Origin of the sequence: Chryseobacterium elymi, from assembly GCF_003385495.1 — a bacterium.
GTDB classification, from domain to species: Bacteria; Bacteroidota; Bacteroidia; order Flavobacteriales; family Weeksellaceae; genus Chryseobacterium; species Chryseobacterium elymi.
The window spans coordinates 16,168-33,093 of sequence record NZ_QNUH01000005.1 but is presented as its reverse complement, the minus strand read 5'-3'; the positions used below and the strand labels follow the sequence as shown (position 1 = coordinate 33,093).

Genomic DNA, 16,926 nt, shown 5'->3' with positions numbered 1-16,926 from the left:
TATTTATTTTTTCTGACTCAGAATATATTCTACCATTTTTTTGGCATCTTCTTTAGATACCTGTGGATGGGCAGCCATCGGAACACCTCCCCAAACTCCGCTCCCGCCTTCTATGATCTTGGAAGCCAGCAGCTCAATATCTTTTTCAGAATACTTTTCTGCGATCTCCTTATAAGAAGGTCCTATCATTCTCTCATTCACGGCATGGCATCCTGAACAGTCTAATGTTTCAATGATCTGGTCACCTGAAAGATTAGCTTTTGCGGGTTCCGAAACAGCGGATGTTTCGGCAGGCATACTGGGTACCTCCGTGTTTTCTTTTTTAGAACAGGAAAGGATCAGAAATCCTATAGTTCCTGCCAAAAGGAATTTTTTCATTATTTTTTTGCTGCAGTAGAATCTGTTTTAGCAGCCTCAGGAGTAGCTGGTGCAGGAGTTGTTGCGGCAGCCGGAGCAGCTGTCTTAGCTGTAGAATCTACTACTGTTGTAACCTCAGGCTCTTCAAGCATAGTGTTGCTGTCCTGTAAATTATTTTCTGGTTTCTTAGAACAGTTTACGACGAATAAACTTCCGATAAATGCAAGTGCTAATACTTTTCTCATTATTTTTTCTATAAAATTTAGACAAAAGTATAAAAAATAAGCTTTTAAACTTATGACTTATCTCCACATTACACACATTTTTCAAGAAAATTAATGATTATGTCCTTCGATAATTTTAAATTTAGGATATGATCTTTATATCCAAAATTCTGTTTTTCACCAGTCATCACGGTTTTTACACGGTGATCATACTTTTAGTATTCTTTGGTTTACTTTCTTATGTTACCAAAAAAGCATGGTTTCTGGCCCCGATTCTCCCTCTTGCTATTCTGAACGGTGTCGGCGGACAGTATCTGAATGCATGGTTTTTAAATAAATATGGTGTAGAAAGTACAGCCATTATCACCTCCGATGTAGAAACCAACTCTACTCTGAATGAGATGTATATTCATGATTATTAAGCTATTGTAAAAAAGCAGGACGGGAAATATGTTTCAACTTATTTTTCAACAACAAGTGCTACTATTTATCCGATTGAAAATGCCATCAGGATCCCGAGGACGGAACAGCATTTCCCGGTAAAATACATTCCGGGATATGAAAAAAACATAGTAATTCTGTATTATCAGTCTGAAGAAGGAAACGCTTTGCTGCAGTATGAAAAGATGGCTCCGGTCAACTCCGCAAAGATCAAATATGAAACGGACAGAACGAATAAAGAGTTTATTGAAGAATACATTTCTGCTTTAGAGGATTATGTAAGTTCCTATAACAATGACGAATACAAAACAAAAATTGAGGAATTAAAAAAGGAGTTGAAGCGACTTAAATAGAGAATCTCAAAATTAAGTTTTTTTATTTTCTGCCATTTTTTTGTTTTTATATTAAAAAAATTTCTACATTTGTCCCATGTTTAATATGAGCAACAATATTTGGTGGTGGCTTTCAAGCTCTTCGTCGGGTCTGGAGGTATTGTCATGTTGCTAATGAGATAGCAGAATAATTAAAATAAACAATATATAGGCTTTGACGGATTCCGTTGAAGCCTTTTTTATTTCATCCAAAACAAAAAATACAAGTCAGATGACCACTCAGAAAATAAAAATAAAGACCGGTTCTAAAAAAACACTGGGAGATCTTTATACTCCCATGAATATCTATCTTCAGATCAGGGACAGATTCCGGGATACCATCCTTCTGGAAAGTTCGGATTCTAAGAATATTGATAATAATTTCTCTTTTATCGCAGTGAATGCCGTTGCAGGAATTGAGGTTAAAAATCTTACTGAATTTGAAATCAAGCTGCCGGGTTCAGATCCCGTAAAGCAATTGATAGGTGAACGTAATATCACCGATATTTTTGAGGAATTCCAAAGCGTTTTTGAATGTGAAACCACGCATGATCCTATTGAACAAACAGCGCAAAGCCTTTTCGGATATACAAGCTTTGAAGCCGTACAGTTTTTTGAAGACATCAGCTTAAAGCCACAGAGTCCCGAAGTAGAGATCCCGATTCTCCGCTACAGACTATACCAATATGTTATTGCCATTAACCATTACAATGACGAAATGCATATTATTGAAAATCAAATTCCTGGGTTAAAATCTGAGCTTTATCTGCTAGAAAACCTGATCAGAAACCAGAATACTCCGGTCTACCCTTTCGAAAAAATTGATCGCGAAACCTCGAATCTTACGGATGAAGAATATATCGAACTGGTAAAAACAGCTCAGAAGCACTGTATGAGGGGTGATGTATTCCAACTGGTTTTAAGCAGAAGGTTTGAGCAGAAATTCAAAGGGGATGAATTCAATGTATACCGTGCTCTTAGGAATATCAACCCTTCTCCCTATCTTTTCTTTTTCGACTATGGAAACTATAAATTATTTGGTTCCAGTCCCGAAAGCCAGCTGATCATCAAAGACAACAAAGCTGTCATTCACCCTATTGCAGGGACTTTCAAGAGAACCGGACATCTGGAAACAGATCTCCAGTCTATTGAGGCTTTAAAAAATGATCCGAAAGAAAATGCAGAACATACCATGCTGGTAGATTTAGCAAGAAACGACCTTGGCAAATTAGGTAAAAATGTAACTGTCACCAAACTGAAAGAGATCCAGCTTTTTTCCCATGTCATCCATATGGTAAGCGAAGTTACTGCTGATCTTCCGGAAAATATCAATCCTCTTGACATGGTTTCCAATACGTTTCCACAGGGAACTCTAAGCGGTGCACCAAAACATAAAGCCCTTCAGCTTATCGATCAGTATGAAAAAGACTCCCGAGGTTATTACGGAGGATGCATCGGCATGATCGGGTTAAACGGAACCTGCAACCAGGCCATTATGATCCGTACTTTTTTAAGCAGGAACAATACCCTTTATTATCAGGCCGGAGCAGGATTGGTTGCGAAATCCGTCCCTGAAAATGAGCTGCAGGAAGTGAATAATAAATTAAATGCGCTGAAAAAAGCGGTAGACAAAGCAGGCAAAATAGTATTGAGTTAACAGCAACTTTCAACTCCTACCCAACAATTAAAAAAACAAAAAATGAGCAACAATATAAATCTATCGGCAACCAATGGACAACTCAAAGTCCTGGTTTTTGATAACTACGACAGCTTTACGTACAACCTTGTCCAGATTATTGAACGAATTCTGGATCAGAAAGTAGATGTCGTAAGAAATGATCAGATCACTTTGGAAGCGATCGGAAAATATGATAAAATTATCCTTTCCCCTGGTCCCGGAATTCCCGAAGAAGCAGGAATTTTGCTGGATCTGATCAGAGAATATGCTCCAACAAAAAGCATTCTGGGCGTATGTCTTGGGCAACAAGCCATTGCTGAAGCTTTTGGAGGAAGCCTGATCAATCTTTCTGAAATTTTTCATGGGGTGGCTACTTCTGCCGAACTGGTTAAAGAAAACACCAAAATTTTCAGGAATCTGACTTCAGGCATGGAAGTGGGAAGATACCACAGCTGGGCAGTGAATCCGAAAGGTTTCCCTGAAGAACTTGAAATCACGGCTGTAGACAAGGACGGAATGATCATGGCACTGCAGCATAAAACCTATGATGTACATGGGGTACAGTTTCATCCTGAAAGCATTTTAACTCCTGACGGGGAAGTAATTATCAGAAATTTCCTTTTACCATGAAAACTACAGAAATACCCAACCCTATAAAAGCACCCCAGATGAAAGAGATCCTCCAATACCTGTTTAACCATCAAACCCTATCCAAATCTGAAGCAAAGGCTACGATGATCGAGATCGCACAGAATAAATTCAATTCCGCGGAAGTAACTGCATTCATCAGTGTTTTTCTGATGCGGAATATTACTTTAGAAGAGCTGAAAGGTTTCAGGGAAGCTCTGCTGCAGATGGCCGTTCCCGTACATCTTAATTTTGAGGATACGCTGGATATTGTAGGTACCGGAGGCGACGGGAAAAATACGATCAATATATCCACTCTGGCGAGTTTTGTGGTTGCCGGAACAGGTCAAAAAGTGGCCAAACACGGAAATTACGGGGCATCTGCTACCACAGGATCATCCAATGTCATGGAAGAACTTGGTTATCAGTTCAAAAATAATTCAGACCAGCTGAATAAAGACCTTGAAAAAGCCAATATCTGTTTTCTGCATGCTCCCTATTTTCATCCGGCTCTTCAGTCTGTTGGTGCATTAAGAAAGGCTTTAGGATTAAGAACATTTTTTAATCTTCTAGGTCCGTTAGTTAATCCTGCGAAACCGAAATATTCCGTAATTGGAGTTTATAATCTTGAAATTGCAAGAATTTACCAATATCTCCTGCAGAAAGAAGAGAGCGAGTTTATCCTTGTACATGGCCTAGATGGATATGATGAAATAAGCCTTACCCAGGACAGCAAGATTATTACGAAACATGGTGAAGAAATTTATTCTGCCCGGGATCTGGGATTTGATTCTGTAAGTCCGGAAAGCATTAAATCGGGAGAAACCCCTCAGGAATCAGCTAAGATTTTCAGGAATATCCTGGAAGGAAAAGGTTCGGTACAACAAAACGCGGTGGTTCTTGCCAATGCATCAACTGCTCTTTTCCACACTAAAAAATTCGGAACCTATGAAGATTGTGTCGCTCTGGCAAAAGAAAGTCTGGAAAGCGGAAAGGCACTAAGAAGCCTTGAATTACTGGTAAATGGCTAATATTTGATAATTAATTAGTTGCTAGCTGCTGGTTATTATAAAAATTAAACTCTTCTCCGGCATATCTAACCTCTAATTTCTAACCTCTAACTTCTAGTTAAACAATGACCATACTTGATAAAATTATTGAAAGAAAAAAGGAAGAAATTACCGTTTCAAAAGCAAAAATTTCAATTGATCATCTGAAGAATTCTGATTTTTTTGGAAGAAAAAGTTTTTCCCTGAAAGAATCTATCAAAAATAAAAGCGGAATTATTGCTGAATTTAAAAGAAAATCTCCTTCAAAAGGAATCATCAACGATCAGGTTCAGCCTTTAAAAGTCGTTTCTGCCTATGAAAACTTTGGAGCATCCGGAATTTCTATTCTGACTGACACTGATTTTTTCGGGGGAAGCTTTGATGATATTTTGAATGTAAGAAATCATATCCATATCCCTATTCTCAGGAAAGATTTTATGGTGGATGAATACCAGTTTTATGAAGCCAAAAGTATCGGTGCCGATGCCGTTCTACTGATCGCAGCCTGTCTTTCTCCAGATCAGGTTTTGGAATTTACAGAGCTGGCCCATCAGCTGGATATGGAAGTCCTTCTCGAAATTCATACAGAAGACGAGCTGAATCATTTTAATTCTAAAATTGATCTTGTCGGTATCAACAACAGAAATTTAAAGGATTTTAAGGTTGATCTTCAACATTCTGTACTTTTAAAGGACCAGCTTCCGAAAGATGTTCTGTCTGTTGCAGAAAGTGGCATTTACAGTATAGAAGATTTTAAATATTTAAAGGAAAAAGGATTTGACGGTTTTCTGATGGGAGAATATTTTATGAAAAATGAAGATCCAGGAGATAAATTCACTGAATTTGTTTCTAATGTAGCCACATAACAGTTTATCAATCTAGCAATGAATAAAAACCAGCAGCCAAAGCTAAAAGTTTGTGGATTGACCCAGTTAAATCAAGTTCATGAACTGATTTCCCTGAAAACAGATTTTCTCGGTTTTATTTTCTATGAAAAATCACCAAGATATGTTTTGAATCATTTGAGTCTGGAGGATATTTCGCAAATCAGTCATCCGGGAAAAACAGGCGTTTTTGTCAATGAAACCATTGATAAAGTTACCGATATTTCAGAAAAAGCAGGGTTGAATATGATTCAGCTTCATGGTGATGAAAACGAAGATTTTATGATCAGCTTAAGACAAAACCTTAAACCTGAGATTAAAATCATAAAGGCTGTCAGGATCGGAAATAGTGATCAGGAAACGAAGGAAAAAATAGAAAAAACAATCAATTCTCATGTTTCACTTATTAATTATTTTCTCTTCGATACAGACAGCAAGGCATTCGGAGGAACAGGAAAGCAGTTTGACTGGAAGGTCTTGAATGAACTGAAAATTCCACTTCCCTACTTTCTGAGTGGTGGAATTTCAGAGGAAAACATTGAAAATATCAGCCTTTTGGAAAAGAAGCCTTTTGTCATAGATATTAACTCAAAGTTTGAACTGGAACCGGGCATTAAGGACCTGGAAAAAATAAGAAAATTCATTTCGAAAGCGTTCTGAAAAGAACAGCAAAAAAATACACACAAAGATGATGAACATCCATCTGCTAAAAAAAACATTTTATAAAACCTTATTCCCGCCTAAATTCGGGAATGAAAAAATTCAGGCTCTGTACCATTTCGTTTCACAGAATGACAGCGATGCAGAGAACTGGACCATTGATAAACAGTTGCGGGAATTTATAGATATCATCAAAATTTTTGATGGTGATGATATCCAGTATTTCTTTGAAAGAATAGGTCTTTGGAACAGCTATTATCTTGTGATTATATCTGACAAGTTTTTAGACAGCCACGTCAAAACGAATGTAAAATACGATCTGGGAAAGATTTATGCTAAAATTTTTCTGCTATATGAAGATTCCGATCCTTATTTCTTGATTGATAATCTGGAAATTGCCATTACGATGTATGATTCAAAAATAGATACCGCCACTTTGATTGACCTGATGAGTAAAATTGAACTTCTTCATCATAAAAAACTGATCACGAGACAACAACGGAATTACAACATACAATTTATCAACAGGCTGAAAGACGGAATATCAAAGTAAAGTTGATAATCAAAAAGTGCTTATTTAATGACTAAAAATAATACAATGAATTATAAAAACCCTGATGAACACGGATATTATGGAGAATTCGGAGGAGCTTTCATCCCTGAAATGCTTTATCCGAATGTAGAGGAACTGCAGAAAAACTATCTTAAGATCATAGAGTCTGAGGAGTTTCAGGATGAGTATCAGGACCTGCTTAAAAATTATGTCGGACGTGCTACACCACTCTATTTCGCTAAGAATTTAAGCCAGAAATACAATACTCAAGTTTATTTAAAAAGAGAAGATCTCAACCATACCGGAGCGCATAAAATCAACAATGCCCTGGGACAGGTTTTATTGGCAAAACGTCTTGGAAAAACCAGAATTATAGCTGAAACCGGAGCCGGACAGCACGGTGTGGCCACGGCTACAGCCTGTGCCCTGCTTGGCCTGGAATGTATCGTTTATATGGGCGAGATCGATATCCAGCGACAGGCTCCTAATGTAGCAAGAATGAAAATGCTGGGTGCAGAAGTTATTCCGGCAACATCAGGCTCAAAAACCCTGAAAGATGCAGTGAATGAAGCGCTAAGAGACTGGATCAATAATCCGGTGACAACACATTATGTGATCGGAAGCGTGGTGGGCCCTCATCCTTTTCCTGATCTGGTGGCCAGATTTCAAAGCATTATCTCAAAGGAAATCAGGGAACAGCTTAAAGAGAAAATCGGGAGAGAAAATCCTGATTATATAATTGCCTGTGTAGGCGGCGGAAGCAATGCTGCGGGAACTTTCTATCATTTTGTAGAAGAAAAAGAAGTGAAGATTATTGCTGCGGAAGCTGGCGGACTGGGCGTAGATTCAGGGAAATCAGCAGCCACAACTTTTCTGGGAACCTTAGGTGTTCTTCATGGAAGCAAAAGTCTTGTGATGCAAACTGAGGATGGCCAGGTGATCGAACCCCACTCTATTTCTGCGGGACTTGATTATCCGGGAATCGGGCCTTTCCATGCTCATTTGTTTAAGGAAAAACGGGCAGAGTTTTTCAGTATCAATGATGAGGAAGCTTTACAGTCTGCTTTTGAATTAACAAAACTGGAAGGAATTATTCCAGCATTGGAAAGCTCACATGCTCTAGCCGTTTTAGACAAAAAGAAATTCAGTGAAAACGATATTGTTGTAATCTGCCTGAGCGGACGTGGGGATAAGGATATGGAAACTTATTTAAGAGAAATTAGAAGTTAGAGATTAGAAATTAGTCCTTTAGCAACTTCAACTACCATATTCTTCTAACTTCTAATCTCTAAATTCTAACATCTATTATAAAATGAAAAAACTAAACATATATTTCACAGCAGGAATTCCGCAACTGGAAGATACCGCTGACGTTATACAACTGATCCAAAATTCCGGTGCTGATATGATGGAGATTGGGATGCCGTATTCTGATCCTGTAGCAGATGGGCCGGTAATCCAGCAGGCGCATGAACTGGCATTAAAAAACGGAATGACGATTGAAAAACTGTTTTCACAGCTGAAAACAGTAAAGAATGACATTCATATTCCTGTTATCCTGATGGGATACATCAATCCTGTTTTGAGTTTTGGATTTGAAGAGTTTTGTCGTGAATGTTCGGAAAGTGGTGTTTCAGGACTGATCATCCCTGACCTGCCCCCTATTGAATTTGAAAATAATTATCAGCAGATCTTAAAAAAGTATAACCTTAATTTTACGTTTCTGGTCACTCCTGAAACTTCCGATAAAAGGATTCTGTATTTAGATTCTTTAAGCTCCGGATTTTTGTATGCGGTAAGTTCCTCATCTACGACAGGAAATGACAATGCTGTTCTTAAAAATGAAAATTATCTTTCACGTCTGGCGTCACTACATTTAAAAAATCCGGTGATGATCGGTTTCGGGATCAAATCTAAAGATGATTTTGAAAATGTCACGGAAAAAGCTGCCGGCGGAATTATAGGAACAGCTTTCGTTAACACCTTATTGAACAATAAAGACTGGAAGAATGCTGCCATAGATTTTATCCATGCTGTAAAAGGGTAAAATTCACTAAATTTGTATGTCAAAAAATGGTATGATATTGCAATTTCATATAAGTATTGCAAGAAAACAGACATCAACGTATGAATACACATCAAAATAAATCGGTAGAATTTGAAGATCTGGGTATAAAAGAATATCAGCCTGCCTGGGATTATCAGGAAAGCCTGATGAAAAATATCATTGATACCAAGATTAAGAACCGCGATTTGCCTGCAGAACAGCACATCACGACTCCAAATCACCTGTTATTGGTAGAGCATCCTCATGTTTATACATTGGGAAAAAGCGGTCATGAAGAAAATATGCTTGCGGGTATCGATAAGCTGAAGGAAATAGATGCTACTTTCGTGAAAGTGAACCGTGGCGGAGATATTACTTATCACGGATACGGACAAATCGTTGGCTACCCTATTCTGGATCTTGAAAACTTTTTTACAGATATTCATTTGTATATGAGAAACCTGGAAGAAGTGATCATCAGGGCTATTGGTGAATTTGGTATTAAAGGCGAGCGTTCCCCGGGAGAAACCGGCGTATGGCTGGATGTGGGAAAACCTTATGCCAGAAAGATCTGCGCGATGGGTGTAAAAGCCTCACGATGGGTTACCCTTCACGGTTTTGCTTTGAATGTAAATACGGATATGCGCTATTTTGAATACATTATTCCGTGTGGTATCAAAGACAAGCAGGTGACTTCTGTAAAAAGAGAGCTTGAAAGAGAACTTTCTCCTGAAGAAACGGAAGACCTGAAAGCAAAGATCAGAAAGCACTTTGCAGAAGTTTTCGGAGCTGAACTCGTTCAAAAATAATAAAAAATTTATCAGAAAAATAAAAACCGGCCGTAGTTCTACAGTCGGTTTTCTTTATTTACAGATGAATCATGATTCTAAAAAATTTTATTTCAAATTTTTCTGATCACGTATTATTTTAAAGCTTACTTTTGGTTCTCTATAATACCACACCAACTCTAAACTTTTAAGCCCAATGAACCCGGTTATCAGAATCTCCTGCGTTACAGCATTTCTTTTTTCAGCATCCGTATCGTATGCCCAAAGCAAAGATGACTATGCCAGACGCATTGACAGTTTAATACAATCTCCAACTTCTCCCAGGCTATTTAATGGAGTGGTTCTGATCACGCAAAACGGAAAAATCAAATACTCAAAAGCCTATGGTTTTCAAGACAGCCGAACGAAAGTTCCGTTGAAAATGGACGACCAGTTTGAAATCATGTCCAATACCAAGCAGATCACTTCTGTATTAGTATTAAAACAATTTGAAAAAGGAAAAGTAGATTTACAGGCTCCCATCAAAAAATATCTTCCTTCCCTGACCCAGCCCTGGGCAGACTCGGTTACTGTTCATCAGCTCTTAAATCACACCCATGGAATTGTTGATGTAGAGAAACCTTTATTATTTAAACCCGGAACAGAATTTAAATATGGAAATCTGTCGAATATTCTTTTAGGAAAGATTGTTGAAAAAATTTCCGGCAAATCGTATATTCAGCAGGCTACTGATCTGTTCAAAGAGCTTCACCTGAAAAACACATTCTGCTATTCTAAAGATAACCGCAGAAATCTGGTGTTGGGACATATAAATAAGGACAATAATTTTACTCCTGTTGAAAATTCATTTATTACCAATGAAAATATGCCTGCTGACGGTGTGATTACTACAGCAGAAGATATGGCAGTCTGGAATTCGCTTCTTCATACAGGGAAAATTCTGAGCTCTAAAAGTTATAAATTGATGACTACTTCTTCAATTCTATCACAGCACGATGTATTTGGAAAAGAGAAATCAGGTTACGGCTATAATATGCGTATCGTGAAATATAACGGTATTCCTTATTTAGGACACACAGGTCTTGGTGATGGTTTTGCATCTCTGAATGTCTATGTTCCCGGCTCCGATGTAAGCATTATTATCATGGAAAATCAAATGAGTGAAGACAGCAGTCTGTATTATTACCAGGAATCACTCATCAGAGATATTGTCTTACAAAGCAGCCTGATCAAAAGGAAATAATCACTTTTTAAATAAATCTTCCCACTCATTCTACTGTGTGTGGATTTTTAATTTTTATGACTATCGGATATATACATATATATCAATACTAAAAACCTATCTAAATCCCCTAAAACACAGGTATAATTCAAATTTACGCTAAAAAATTAGCATTTTATTGAAAAATAGTTTGCTTGTATTTAATTTTTATTTATTTTTAATATCACAATAAAGTGAACTATAATCTGATTTCAATTAAAAAAACGACACACCAAAACTTAAAGCAATATATTTATTACTAACCACCAAATTATGAGAATTATGAGAAATTTTTTTTTATCAATGATGGTATTTGTGACAGCCTTGTCATTTAATTCCTGTACAGACTCCAGTGCAGAACAGCAGATGAGTCAGAACGAAATAAACAACAAAACACTTACGGATCTTGGGAAAACAATTCCGGTAGGGGTAGAAGATGAAAACGGCACGTTGAAAGTATCATTCATTGTTACGGCGCAATTCTATACCATCAGACCAACAAAGGAGAATGAAGGGTATATCAACCTGATCAGAGAAGCAGTAAAAAACGAATCTCCAATTCAGGTTTTCATCAAGCCTAACACGCATGAAATTGCTAAAGTAGAAAAAGGAAGCGAAGAAGATATCCGCTTTTTCAAATCTGCTTATACAAAAGAGATTAAAAATGAAACCAACAAGTTAACAAGCGTCCTTCCTAATGTGGCTACATTAAACAGCATGTTTGCCCTGATCAAAAATCAGGCTTGCGGTACTTCTACAGCATCTTCACCATGCATCACGTTCAGATATCCTGTAGACGGATGTTATGCAAGAGCTCATAAAATGAGACAGATCCTGATCAACAACGGCTACGACTGTGAAAAACAGTTTGTATACGGAAACTTAAAAGCATCTACGGGTACTTGTTGTGTAGCATGGAGTTACCATGTTGCGATCCTTGTAAGTTATAAAAATGCTTCAGGTGTTACAGAAAAAAGAATCATAGATCCTTCCCTGTTCCCTAGCGGACCTGTTACGGATACGGCATGGAGAAATGCATGTATCAATACAAGCTGTGGATCTGCATCTGTATCTTCCTATGCCAATACAGCAGGAAATGTGTATTACAGAAGTCCTACTAATTCTTATCTGTATGACAATAACTTAGTGAATACCAACTGTGTACTGACTATATTCTCACCATATTCCGGATGCTCCCCATCACCGGCTCCGAGTGTTGCGAGCTGTGGGTTCTAATTAACATAAACAGCTTCTGCCGTTGAGTTATGATAAAAGCGGCAGAAGCTTTTACTAAATATTTTTTCTATGAAAATCTGGACTTATATACTATTAATATTATTTATGATCACATCCTGTTCCGGTAGCTCAAGTTCACAAAACCTGACCTGGTATAATAACTCAGTTATCACCAATGTAGCTGAAGATCCGGAAAAACCGGAAGAGTTCACTCGTATATCCATAGGAATAAGCCCGCAGATTTTTTATCTGTCTAAAAAAGGAAACGATTATAAAGCGCTTCTTGAAAAAACAGACCAGAGCCATAAAAGAGGAAAAGCATATAATATAGGTATTGAAAATAATACTAATATTATAAAACAGATCAACGAAATTCCCTGATCTGATTATCCTCCTTTTATCTCTCCCAACATCCTGCATTTAAAGCAGAAGAAGATTAAATGATTCTTAAAAAACCCCGACATTGATATGTTGGGGTTTTTAACGTTATCTTATAACGGAAATTCCTGCATCTACCTTAATTTCAGCTCCATGAATATAAGAAGCCTCTTCCGAAGCTAAAAACAATACTGCATTGGCAACTTCCTCCGGTTCTCCCAATCTTTTAAAAGGAATAGTAGGAATGATACCATGAACTGCACTGTCAATCTGCTCAGTATTTAAACCTGTGTTATTAAAAATATTGGTTTTAATATGTCCGGGACTTACTCCATTAACTCTAATTCCACGTTCTGTAAGTTCTAAAGCGAAAGTTTTGATAAAAGACTGCACCGCTGATTTTGCAGCTGAATAAACTGAAAAATTGAGCATTGCAATTTCAGTCGCCACAGAAGTATTGAAAATTACAGAGCTTCCCTGTCTCATTAAAGGTAGTATTTGCTGTACCGTAAAGAAAGAACCTTTTACAAGAACGTTGAATAGCTCATCAAAATGATTTTCATCCACATTTTCTATCAGGGAAAATTTTCCATACCCTGCATTGGCAAAAAGTACATCTATAATTTCCGTATATCTTTTCACCTCTTCCTGCAGATTCATAAGGTCTTTCATACTTCCAGCGTCAGAAACAATTCCTGAAGCTTTATCACCCAGTTTTTCTAAAGCCTGACTTACTGTTTCTTCACTTCGGCCTGTAATAATAACGCTACCTCCTTCACTAATGAACTGCTGTGCAGTTGCGAATCCCATTCCATTGGTTCCTCCTGTGATCAGGGCTGTTTTGTTTTTAAATCTCTGCATATTCTTTTAATTATTAATTCTACTGCAAAGTTTCAAATAAAGAGCTTAACAAAAAATCCGATTCTTGTTGAAAATAAAGGAACCAAGCTTGATTTACTTCACCAATTTGTTTTTTCTAAAATGCACATCAATTAAATCTATCAAAATTAAATTGCACACAATTTAATTAATGATACATTTGTATCAGAATTCATCACACCTTTTAAGTGATGATAAATAACAAAAAATATAAATTTAAAATAATAGAAATGTCATTAATAGAAGACTTACAATGGAGACATGCGGTAAAAGCATATGATCCTTCAAAAAAAGTAACGGAAAAAGACCTTAACACCATTTTAGAAGCAGCAAGACTGGCGCCTACTTCATCAGGGCTTCAGCCATTCCGCGTTATCGTTGTAGAAAATCAGGAATTAAAAGAAAAGATGGTACAGGGAGCGCTAAATCCAGAAGTAATGAGAGACAGTTCCCATGTTTTAGTATTTGCTGCCTGGGACAGTTATTCCAACGAAAAAATTGATAAGGTTTACGATTATCACACCGATGTAAGAGATTTGCCAAGAGGTCGTTTCGGAAGCTATACCGATAAGATTAAAGAAATGTACGGGGCTCAGACTCCCGCAGAACATTTTGCCCATACTGCACGCCAGACTTATATTGCACTTGGTTTAGCTATGGCTCAGGCTGCAGAATTAAAAATAGACAGTACACCTGCAGAAGGGTTCAGTAATGAAATAGTGGATGAAATTCTTAATCTTAAAGAATTAGGTTTAAAAAGCGTAAGCCTGTTATATCTTGGTTATAGAGATGCAGCCAATGACTGGCTTTCTACTATGAAAAAAGTAAGAGTTCCAATGGAGGAATTCATCATTAAAAAGTAATATATTTATTACCACTCTCAAGTTCAGCTTTATGGAAAATTCAAAATCACTACAACTAGAAAACCAAATCTGCTTTCCGCTTTATGTTATTGCCAAGGAGATCACAGGGCTTTATCGTCCATTCCTTGATGAGATCGATATTACGTATTCGCAGTATCTTGTGATGATGGTATTATGGGAGAATGACGGTCTTGCAGTGAACCATATCGGTGAAAAGCTGTTTCTGGACAGCGGAACATTAACTCCTCTTCTGAAAAGACTTGAGACTAAGGGAATTATTTCCAGAAAGAGAAAAAAAGAGGATGAAAGAGTGGTTGAAGTCTTTTTAACGGAATCAGGAAGACAGTTGCAGCAGAAAGCCTGTGAGATTCCCGGAAAAATTAAGGACAAAATTGGTATAGAGACGGAAGATCTTCTTCATCTCAAAGAGACTATCCTAAAAATATTAAACAAAATAGAAAAATAAATGAAAACATTATATACAACCAAAGTAACAGCACAAGGCGGAAGAAACGGTCATGTAAAAAGTGAAAACGGAGTTTTGGAACTTGATGTAAGAATGCCTAAAGCTTTAGGTGGCGGCAATGATGACTTCGCTAATCCTGAAATGCTTTTTGCTGCCGGATATTCAGCTTGTTTTGACAGTGCTCTTAACAGAGTGATCAGTCTTTCAAAGGTAAAAACCGGTGAAACAACAGTTACTGCACAAATCAGTATTGGGCAGCTGGAGAACGGAGGTTTTGGGCTGGCAGCAGAACTGGATGTTAATATTCCGGGAGTTTCTATTGAAGAAGCACAGGAATTAACTGAAAAAGCGCACCAGATTTGCCCATATTCTAATGCAACAAGAGGTAATATGGAGGTGAAGCTTTCGGTGACGAATCACTAAGATTAGTTTCTTTTTTATAAAAAAATCTGTTTCTTTGGAGACAGATTTTTTTATTTACCAATGACAACCAACCCAATAAGCGTAGAAGCATTAACAGAAATAATATACAAATAGTATGGATATTATTTTTCTAATTATTTTTCTATTAGTCCTGGGTATTTTATTCATCAAATACTACACTCCAAAAATAAAAGGATTTATTGGTGAGAACAAAGTTTCAAAAGCCTTAAAGAGGCTAAATAATGAAAAATACATTGTCCTGAATAATATTGAATTAAACATTAAAGGTTCCACTTCGCAGATAGATCATATTATTGTTTCAGATTATGGGATATTTGTTATTGAAACCAAGAATTATAAAGGCTGGATTTTAGGCTATGAAAAAGACAAATACTGGGTCCAGGCTATTTATAAATACAGACGTAAGTTTTACAATCCTGTTTTGCAAAACCAAGGCCATATTTATGCTTTAAAACATGTACTGAAAAATTATAAATATCTGAGATATTATTCGATAGTTACCTTCACAAAAAGAGCAACGCTTAAAACCAAAACATATACCGATGTTGTTTATATAAACAGGTTAGTCAGAACAATAAAAAAATATGATTCGGCTTATATTAACGAACAAACCAAGAACGAAATTGTCGCAACACTTCTCACTGCAAAAATAAACAACCGGAATCAAGATAAAAGAATAATAGCCAATTCTAAGATTAACAGTAATGGTTCATGCCCAAACTGCGGTGGAAATCTTATTAAAAGAAATGGTCAATATGGGCTTTTTTGGGGTTGTGCTAATTTTCCGAAATGCAAATACACAAGAAAGGAAAGCAATACTTAATCTGAAAACAAAACATTATCTCGTTGTAGAATCACTCCTTTTAAAAGCATCCACCTTTTTATAAGAATCATTTTTTTCTTTTTCTTTTTTATCAGAAATCAGGATGCCGAAGAGATGGTCTATTTCATGCTGGAAAATTACCGCAGTAAAACCTTCTACAATCTCCGCATACCTCTGTCCTTTTAAATCCACATATTCTAACTTAATTACTTTACTTCTGTAAAACTGATCCCTGAATTCAGGAATAGAAAGATCTCCTTCGGGACCAAGATTCTGTAATTCTGACTTCCAGACAATGACAGGATTGATGAAATATTCCAGAGGATTTCCTTCTTTATCAAAACGCTGTACCCAGATTACTTTTCTGTTGATCCCGACCTGTGGCGCTGCAATTCCCACTCCACCGTCTGTTGAAAGAAGAGATTCTTTCATTCTTTTAACCAAAGTTGCGGTATTGGAATCAACCGGATCAATTTCTGTTGAAAGACTTAATAAAGTTTTATGCTGATGAGAATCTGTAGTCTGGTAAATTGGTAATGCTGTAGCAATATCTCCCTGATTAATAAGCGAAATTTCGTTTGATATCAGTTTCTGTGCATGGATGAGTCCGATAAAAAAGATAAACAGAAAAGATATTTTTTTCATTTTTATAATTTGTGAGACAAAGATAGCTAATGTGTTTCAAACATCTAATTGAGCTGAAGCCTTTGTTTGGATATTTTCATAAAATTAAACGGGCTAAAGCCCGTTTCTATTGAATTTTAAAGGGGTTTATTACATATAGATTATGAGCTAAAGGCTTCGACTTCGCTCAGCCTGACAGTCGATACTATTGTGACTAGTATTAGCGTTGTCAGGCTGAGCGGAGTCGAAGCCTCTATTTTGTTATAAAAAATC

22 protein-coding genes are annotated in these 16,926 nt (G+C 36.9%); 18 read left to right on the top strand and 4 right to left on the bottom strand.

The features are described from left to right. Nucleotides 1–3: 3 nt before the first annotated feature. A complete protein-coding gene (locus tag DRF60_RS07085; protein WP_111957806.1) occupies nt 4–378 on the bottom strand; it encodes a c-type cytochrome in 375 nt (124 codons plus the stop codon). Further along, the gene (locus tag DRF60_RS07080; RefSeq protein WP_116011410.1) at nt 378–602 is read right to left on the bottom strand and encodes a hypothetical protein; all 225 of its coding nucleotides are present in this window, start codon (nt 600–602) and stop codon (nt 378–380) included. Before DRF60_RS07080 ends, DRF60_RS07085 begins: the two co-directional genes overlap by 1 nt. Before the next feature lie 128 nt (nt 603–730). Here DRF60_RS07080 and DRF60_RS21565 point away from each other — a divergent pair, with 128 nt between their 5' ends. From DRF60_RS21565 to DRF60_RS07015, 14 genes are all read left to right on the top strand, one after another. Beyond that, nucleotides 731–1,003 carry a hypothetical protein gene (locus DRF60_RS21565; RefSeq protein WP_238640090.1) on the top strand — a complete coding sequence of 91 codons (273 nt, stop codon included), beginning with the start codon at nt 731–733 and terminating at the stop codon, nt 1,001–1,003. 186 nt (nt 1,004–1,189) lie between these two features. After that, on the top strand, nt 1,190–1,375 hold the full coding sequence (locus tag DRF60_RS21560; RefSeq protein ID WP_238640089.1) for a hypothetical protein: 186 nt from the start codon (nt 1,190–1,192) through the stop codon (nt 1,373–1,375). A 250-nt stretch (nt 1,376–1,625) separates the two neighbouring features. Further along, nucleotides 1,626–3,050: an anthranilate synthase component I family protein gene (locus DRF60_RS07070; RefSeq protein WP_116011604.1), complete on the top strand. Its 1,425-nt coding sequence runs from the start codon at nt 1,626–1,628 to the stop codon at nt 3,048–3,050. 42 nt (nt 3,051–3,092) lie between these two features. Further along, on the top strand, nt 3,093–3,701 hold the full coding sequence (locus tag DRF60_RS07065; protein WP_116011409.1) for an anthranilate synthase component II: 609 nt from the start codon (nt 3,093–3,095) through the stop codon (nt 3,699–3,701). A 38-nt stretch (nt 3,702–3,739) separates the two neighbouring features. Next, nucleotides 3,740–4,729 carry an anthranilate phosphoribosyltransferase gene (gene trpD / locus DRF60_RS07060; protein ID WP_116011603.1) on the top strand — a complete coding sequence of 330 codons (990 nt, stop codon included), beginning with the start codon at nt 3,740–3,742 and terminating at the stop codon, nt 4,727–4,729. A 104-nt stretch (nt 4,730–4,833) separates the two neighbouring features. Then, nucleotides 4,834–5,613, top strand: a complete 780-nt coding sequence (gene trpC / locus DRF60_RS07055; protein ID WP_116011408.1) for an indole-3-glycerol phosphate synthase TrpC — start codon at nt 4,834–4,836, stop codon at nt 5,611–5,613. An 18-nt stretch (nt 5,614–5,631) separates the two neighbouring features. Beyond that, complete coding sequence (locus tag DRF60_RS07050) at nt 5,632–6,291, top strand: phosphoribosylanthranilate isomerase (RefSeq protein WP_116011407.1); 660 nt, start codon at nt 5,632–5,634, stop codon at nt 6,289–6,291. Between the two features lie 28 nt (nt 6,292–6,319). Beyond that, complete coding sequence (locus DRF60_RS07045) at nt 6,320–6,844, top strand: hypothetical protein (protein WP_116011406.1); 525 nt, start codon at nt 6,320–6,322, stop codon at nt 6,842–6,844. A gap of 45 nt (nt 6,845–6,889) precedes the next feature. After that, on the top strand, nt 6,890–8,074 hold the full coding sequence (trpB, locus tag DRF60_RS07040) for a tryptophan synthase subunit beta (RefSeq protein WP_116011405.1): 1,185 nt from the start codon (nt 6,890–6,892) through the stop codon (nt 8,072–8,074). Between the two features lie 82 nt (nt 8,075–8,156). Beyond that, the gene (gene trpA, locus DRF60_RS07035) at nt 8,157–8,891 is read left to right on the top strand and encodes a tryptophan synthase subunit alpha (RefSeq protein ID WP_116011404.1); all 735 of its coding nucleotides are present in this window, start codon (nt 8,157–8,159) and stop codon (nt 8,889–8,891) included. Nucleotides 8,892–8,971: 80 nt separating this feature from the next. Next, nucleotides 8,972–9,700 carry a lipoyl(octanoyl) transferase LipB gene (gene lipB, locus DRF60_RS07030; RefSeq protein ID WP_116011403.1) on the top strand — a complete coding sequence of 243 codons (729 nt, stop codon included), beginning with the start codon at nt 8,972–8,974 and terminating at the stop codon, nt 9,698–9,700. Between the two features lie 175 nt (nt 9,701–9,875). Next, nucleotides 9,876–10,922 (top strand): serine hydrolase domain-containing protein, encoded by a 1,047-nt coding sequence (locus DRF60_RS07025; protein WP_116011402.1) that lies wholly within the window; start codon nt 9,876–9,878, stop codon nt 10,920–10,922. 300 nt (nt 10,923–11,222) lie between these two features. Beyond that, complete coding sequence (locus DRF60_RS07020; RefSeq protein WP_123902656.1) at nt 11,223–12,176, top strand: protein-glutamine glutaminase; 954 nt, start codon at nt 11,223–11,225, stop codon at nt 12,174–12,176. 69 nt (nt 12,177–12,245) lie between these two features. After that, nucleotides 12,246–12,557: a hypothetical protein gene (locus DRF60_RS07015; protein WP_123902655.1), complete on the top strand. Its 312-nt coding sequence runs from the start codon at nt 12,246–12,248 to the stop codon at nt 12,555–12,557. A gap of 105 nt (nt 12,558–12,662) precedes the next feature. Here the strand turns inward: DRF60_RS07015 and DRF60_RS07010 are convergent, their stop codons facing one another. Next, entirely contained in the window at nt 12,663–13,415 is a 753-nt protein-coding gene (locus DRF60_RS07010; protein WP_116011399.1) for an SDR family oxidoreductase, read from the bottom strand. 248 nt (nt 13,416–13,663) lie between these two features. On the opposite strand from DRF60_RS07010, the gene DRF60_RS07005 reads away from it, so the two are divergent. From DRF60_RS07005 to DRF60_RS06990, 4 genes are all read left to right on the top strand, one after another. Beyond that, the gene (locus DRF60_RS07005) at nt 13,664–14,296 is read left to right on the top strand and encodes an NAD(P)H-dependent oxidoreductase (RefSeq protein WP_116011602.1); all 633 of its coding nucleotides are present in this window, start codon (nt 13,664–13,666) and stop codon (nt 14,294–14,296) included. A 31-nt stretch (nt 14,297–14,327) separates the two neighbouring features. Then, nucleotides 14,328–14,762 carry a MarR family winged helix-turn-helix transcriptional regulator gene (locus DRF60_RS07000; protein WP_116011398.1) on the top strand — a complete coding sequence of 145 codons (435 nt, stop codon included), beginning with the start codon at nt 14,328–14,330 and terminating at the stop codon, nt 14,760–14,762. Next, nucleotides 14,763–15,185, top strand: a complete 423-nt coding sequence (locus DRF60_RS06995) for an organic hydroperoxide resistance protein (protein WP_116011397.1) — start codon at nt 14,763–14,765, stop codon at nt 15,183–15,185. A gap of 115 nt (nt 15,186–15,300) precedes the next feature. Beyond that, nucleotides 15,301–16,029, top strand: coding sequence for an NERD domain-containing protein (locus tag DRF60_RS06990; protein WP_116011396.1), 729 nt, complete (start codon nt 15,301–15,303; stop codon nt 16,027–16,029). Between the two features lie 15 nt (nt 16,030–16,044). Here DRF60_RS06990 and def read toward each other — a convergent pair whose 3' ends face one another. Continuing rightward, nucleotides 16,045–16,674: a peptide deformylase gene (def, locus tag DRF60_RS06985; RefSeq protein ID WP_116011395.1), complete on the bottom strand. Its 630-nt coding sequence runs from the start codon at nt 16,672–16,674 to the stop codon at nt 16,045–16,047. Nucleotides 16,675–16,926: the final 252 nt, after the last annotated feature.

Excerpts from the sequence above, each read along its gene's own strand:
- DRF60_RS07085 (WP_111957806.1), bottom strand. The coding sequence starts at position 378 with ATGAAAAAATTCCTTTTGGCAGGAACTATAGGATTTCTGATCCTTTCC.
- DRF60_RS07080 (WP_116011410.1), bottom strand. The coding sequence starts at position 602 with ATGAGAAAAGTATTAGCACTTGCATTTATCGGAAGTTTATTCGTCGTA.
- DRF60_RS21565 (WP_238640090.1), top strand. The coding sequence starts at position 731 with ATGATCTTTATATCCAAAATTCTGTTTTTCACCAGTCATCACGGTTTT.
- DRF60_RS07070 (WP_116011604.1), top strand. The coding sequence starts at position 1,626 with ATGACCACTCAGAAAATAAAAATAAAGACCGGTTCTAAAAAAACACTG.
- DRF60_RS07065 (WP_116011409.1), top strand. The coding sequence starts at position 3,093 with ATGAGCAACAATATAAATCTATCGGCAACCAATGGACAACTCAAAGTC.
- trpD (WP_116011603.1), top strand. The coding sequence starts at position 3,740 with ATGAAAGAGATCCTCCAATACCTGTTTAACCATCAAACCCTATCCAAA.
- trpC (WP_116011408.1), top strand. The coding sequence starts at position 4,834 with ATGACCATACTTGATAAAATTATTGAAAGAAAAAAGGAAGAAATTACC.
- DRF60_RS07050 (WP_116011407.1), top strand. The coding sequence starts at position 5,632 with ATGAATAAAAACCAGCAGCCAAAGCTAAAAGTTTGTGGATTGACCCAG.
- DRF60_RS07045 (WP_116011406.1), top strand. The coding sequence starts at position 6,320 with ATGATGAACATCCATCTGCTAAAAAAAACATTTTATAAAACCTTATTC.
- trpB (WP_116011405.1), top strand. The coding sequence starts at position 6,890 with ATGAATTATAAAAACCCTGATGAACACGGATATTATGGAGAATTCGGA.
- trpA (WP_116011404.1), top strand. The coding sequence starts at position 8,157 with ATGAAAAAACTAAACATATATTTCACAGCAGGAATTCCGCAACTGGAA.
- lipB (WP_116011403.1), top strand. The coding sequence starts at position 8,972 with ATGAATACACATCAAAATAAATCGGTAGAATTTGAAGATCTGGGTATA.
- DRF60_RS07025 (WP_116011402.1), top strand. The coding sequence starts at position 9,876 with ATGAACCCGGTTATCAGAATCTCCTGCGTTACAGCATTTCTTTTTTCA.
- DRF60_RS07020 (WP_123902656.1), top strand. The coding sequence starts at position 11,223 with ATGAGAAATTTTTTTTTATCAATGATGGTATTTGTGACAGCCTTGTCA.
- DRF60_RS07015 (WP_123902655.1), top strand. The coding sequence starts at position 12,246 with ATGAAAATCTGGACTTATATACTATTAATATTATTTATGATCACATCC.
- DRF60_RS07010 (WP_116011399.1), bottom strand. The coding sequence starts at position 13,415 with ATGCAGAGATTTAAAAACAAAACAGCCCTGATCACAGGAGGAACCAAT.
- DRF60_RS07005 (WP_116011602.1), top strand. The coding sequence starts at position 13,664 with ATGTCATTAATAGAAGACTTACAATGGAGACATGCGGTAAAAGCATAT.
- DRF60_RS07000 (WP_116011398.1), top strand. The coding sequence starts at position 14,328 with ATGGAAAATTCAAAATCACTACAACTAGAAAACCAAATCTGCTTTCCG.
- DRF60_RS06995 (WP_116011397.1), top strand. The coding sequence starts at position 14,763 with ATGAAAACATTATATACAACCAAAGTAACAGCACAAGGCGGAAGAAAC.
- DRF60_RS06990 (WP_116011396.1), top strand. The coding sequence starts at position 15,301 with ATGGATATTATTTTTCTAATTATTTTTCTATTAGTCCTGGGTATTTTA.
- def (WP_116011395.1), bottom strand. The coding sequence starts at position 16,674 with ATGAAAAAAATATCTTTTCTGTTTATCTTTTTTATCGGACTCATCCAT.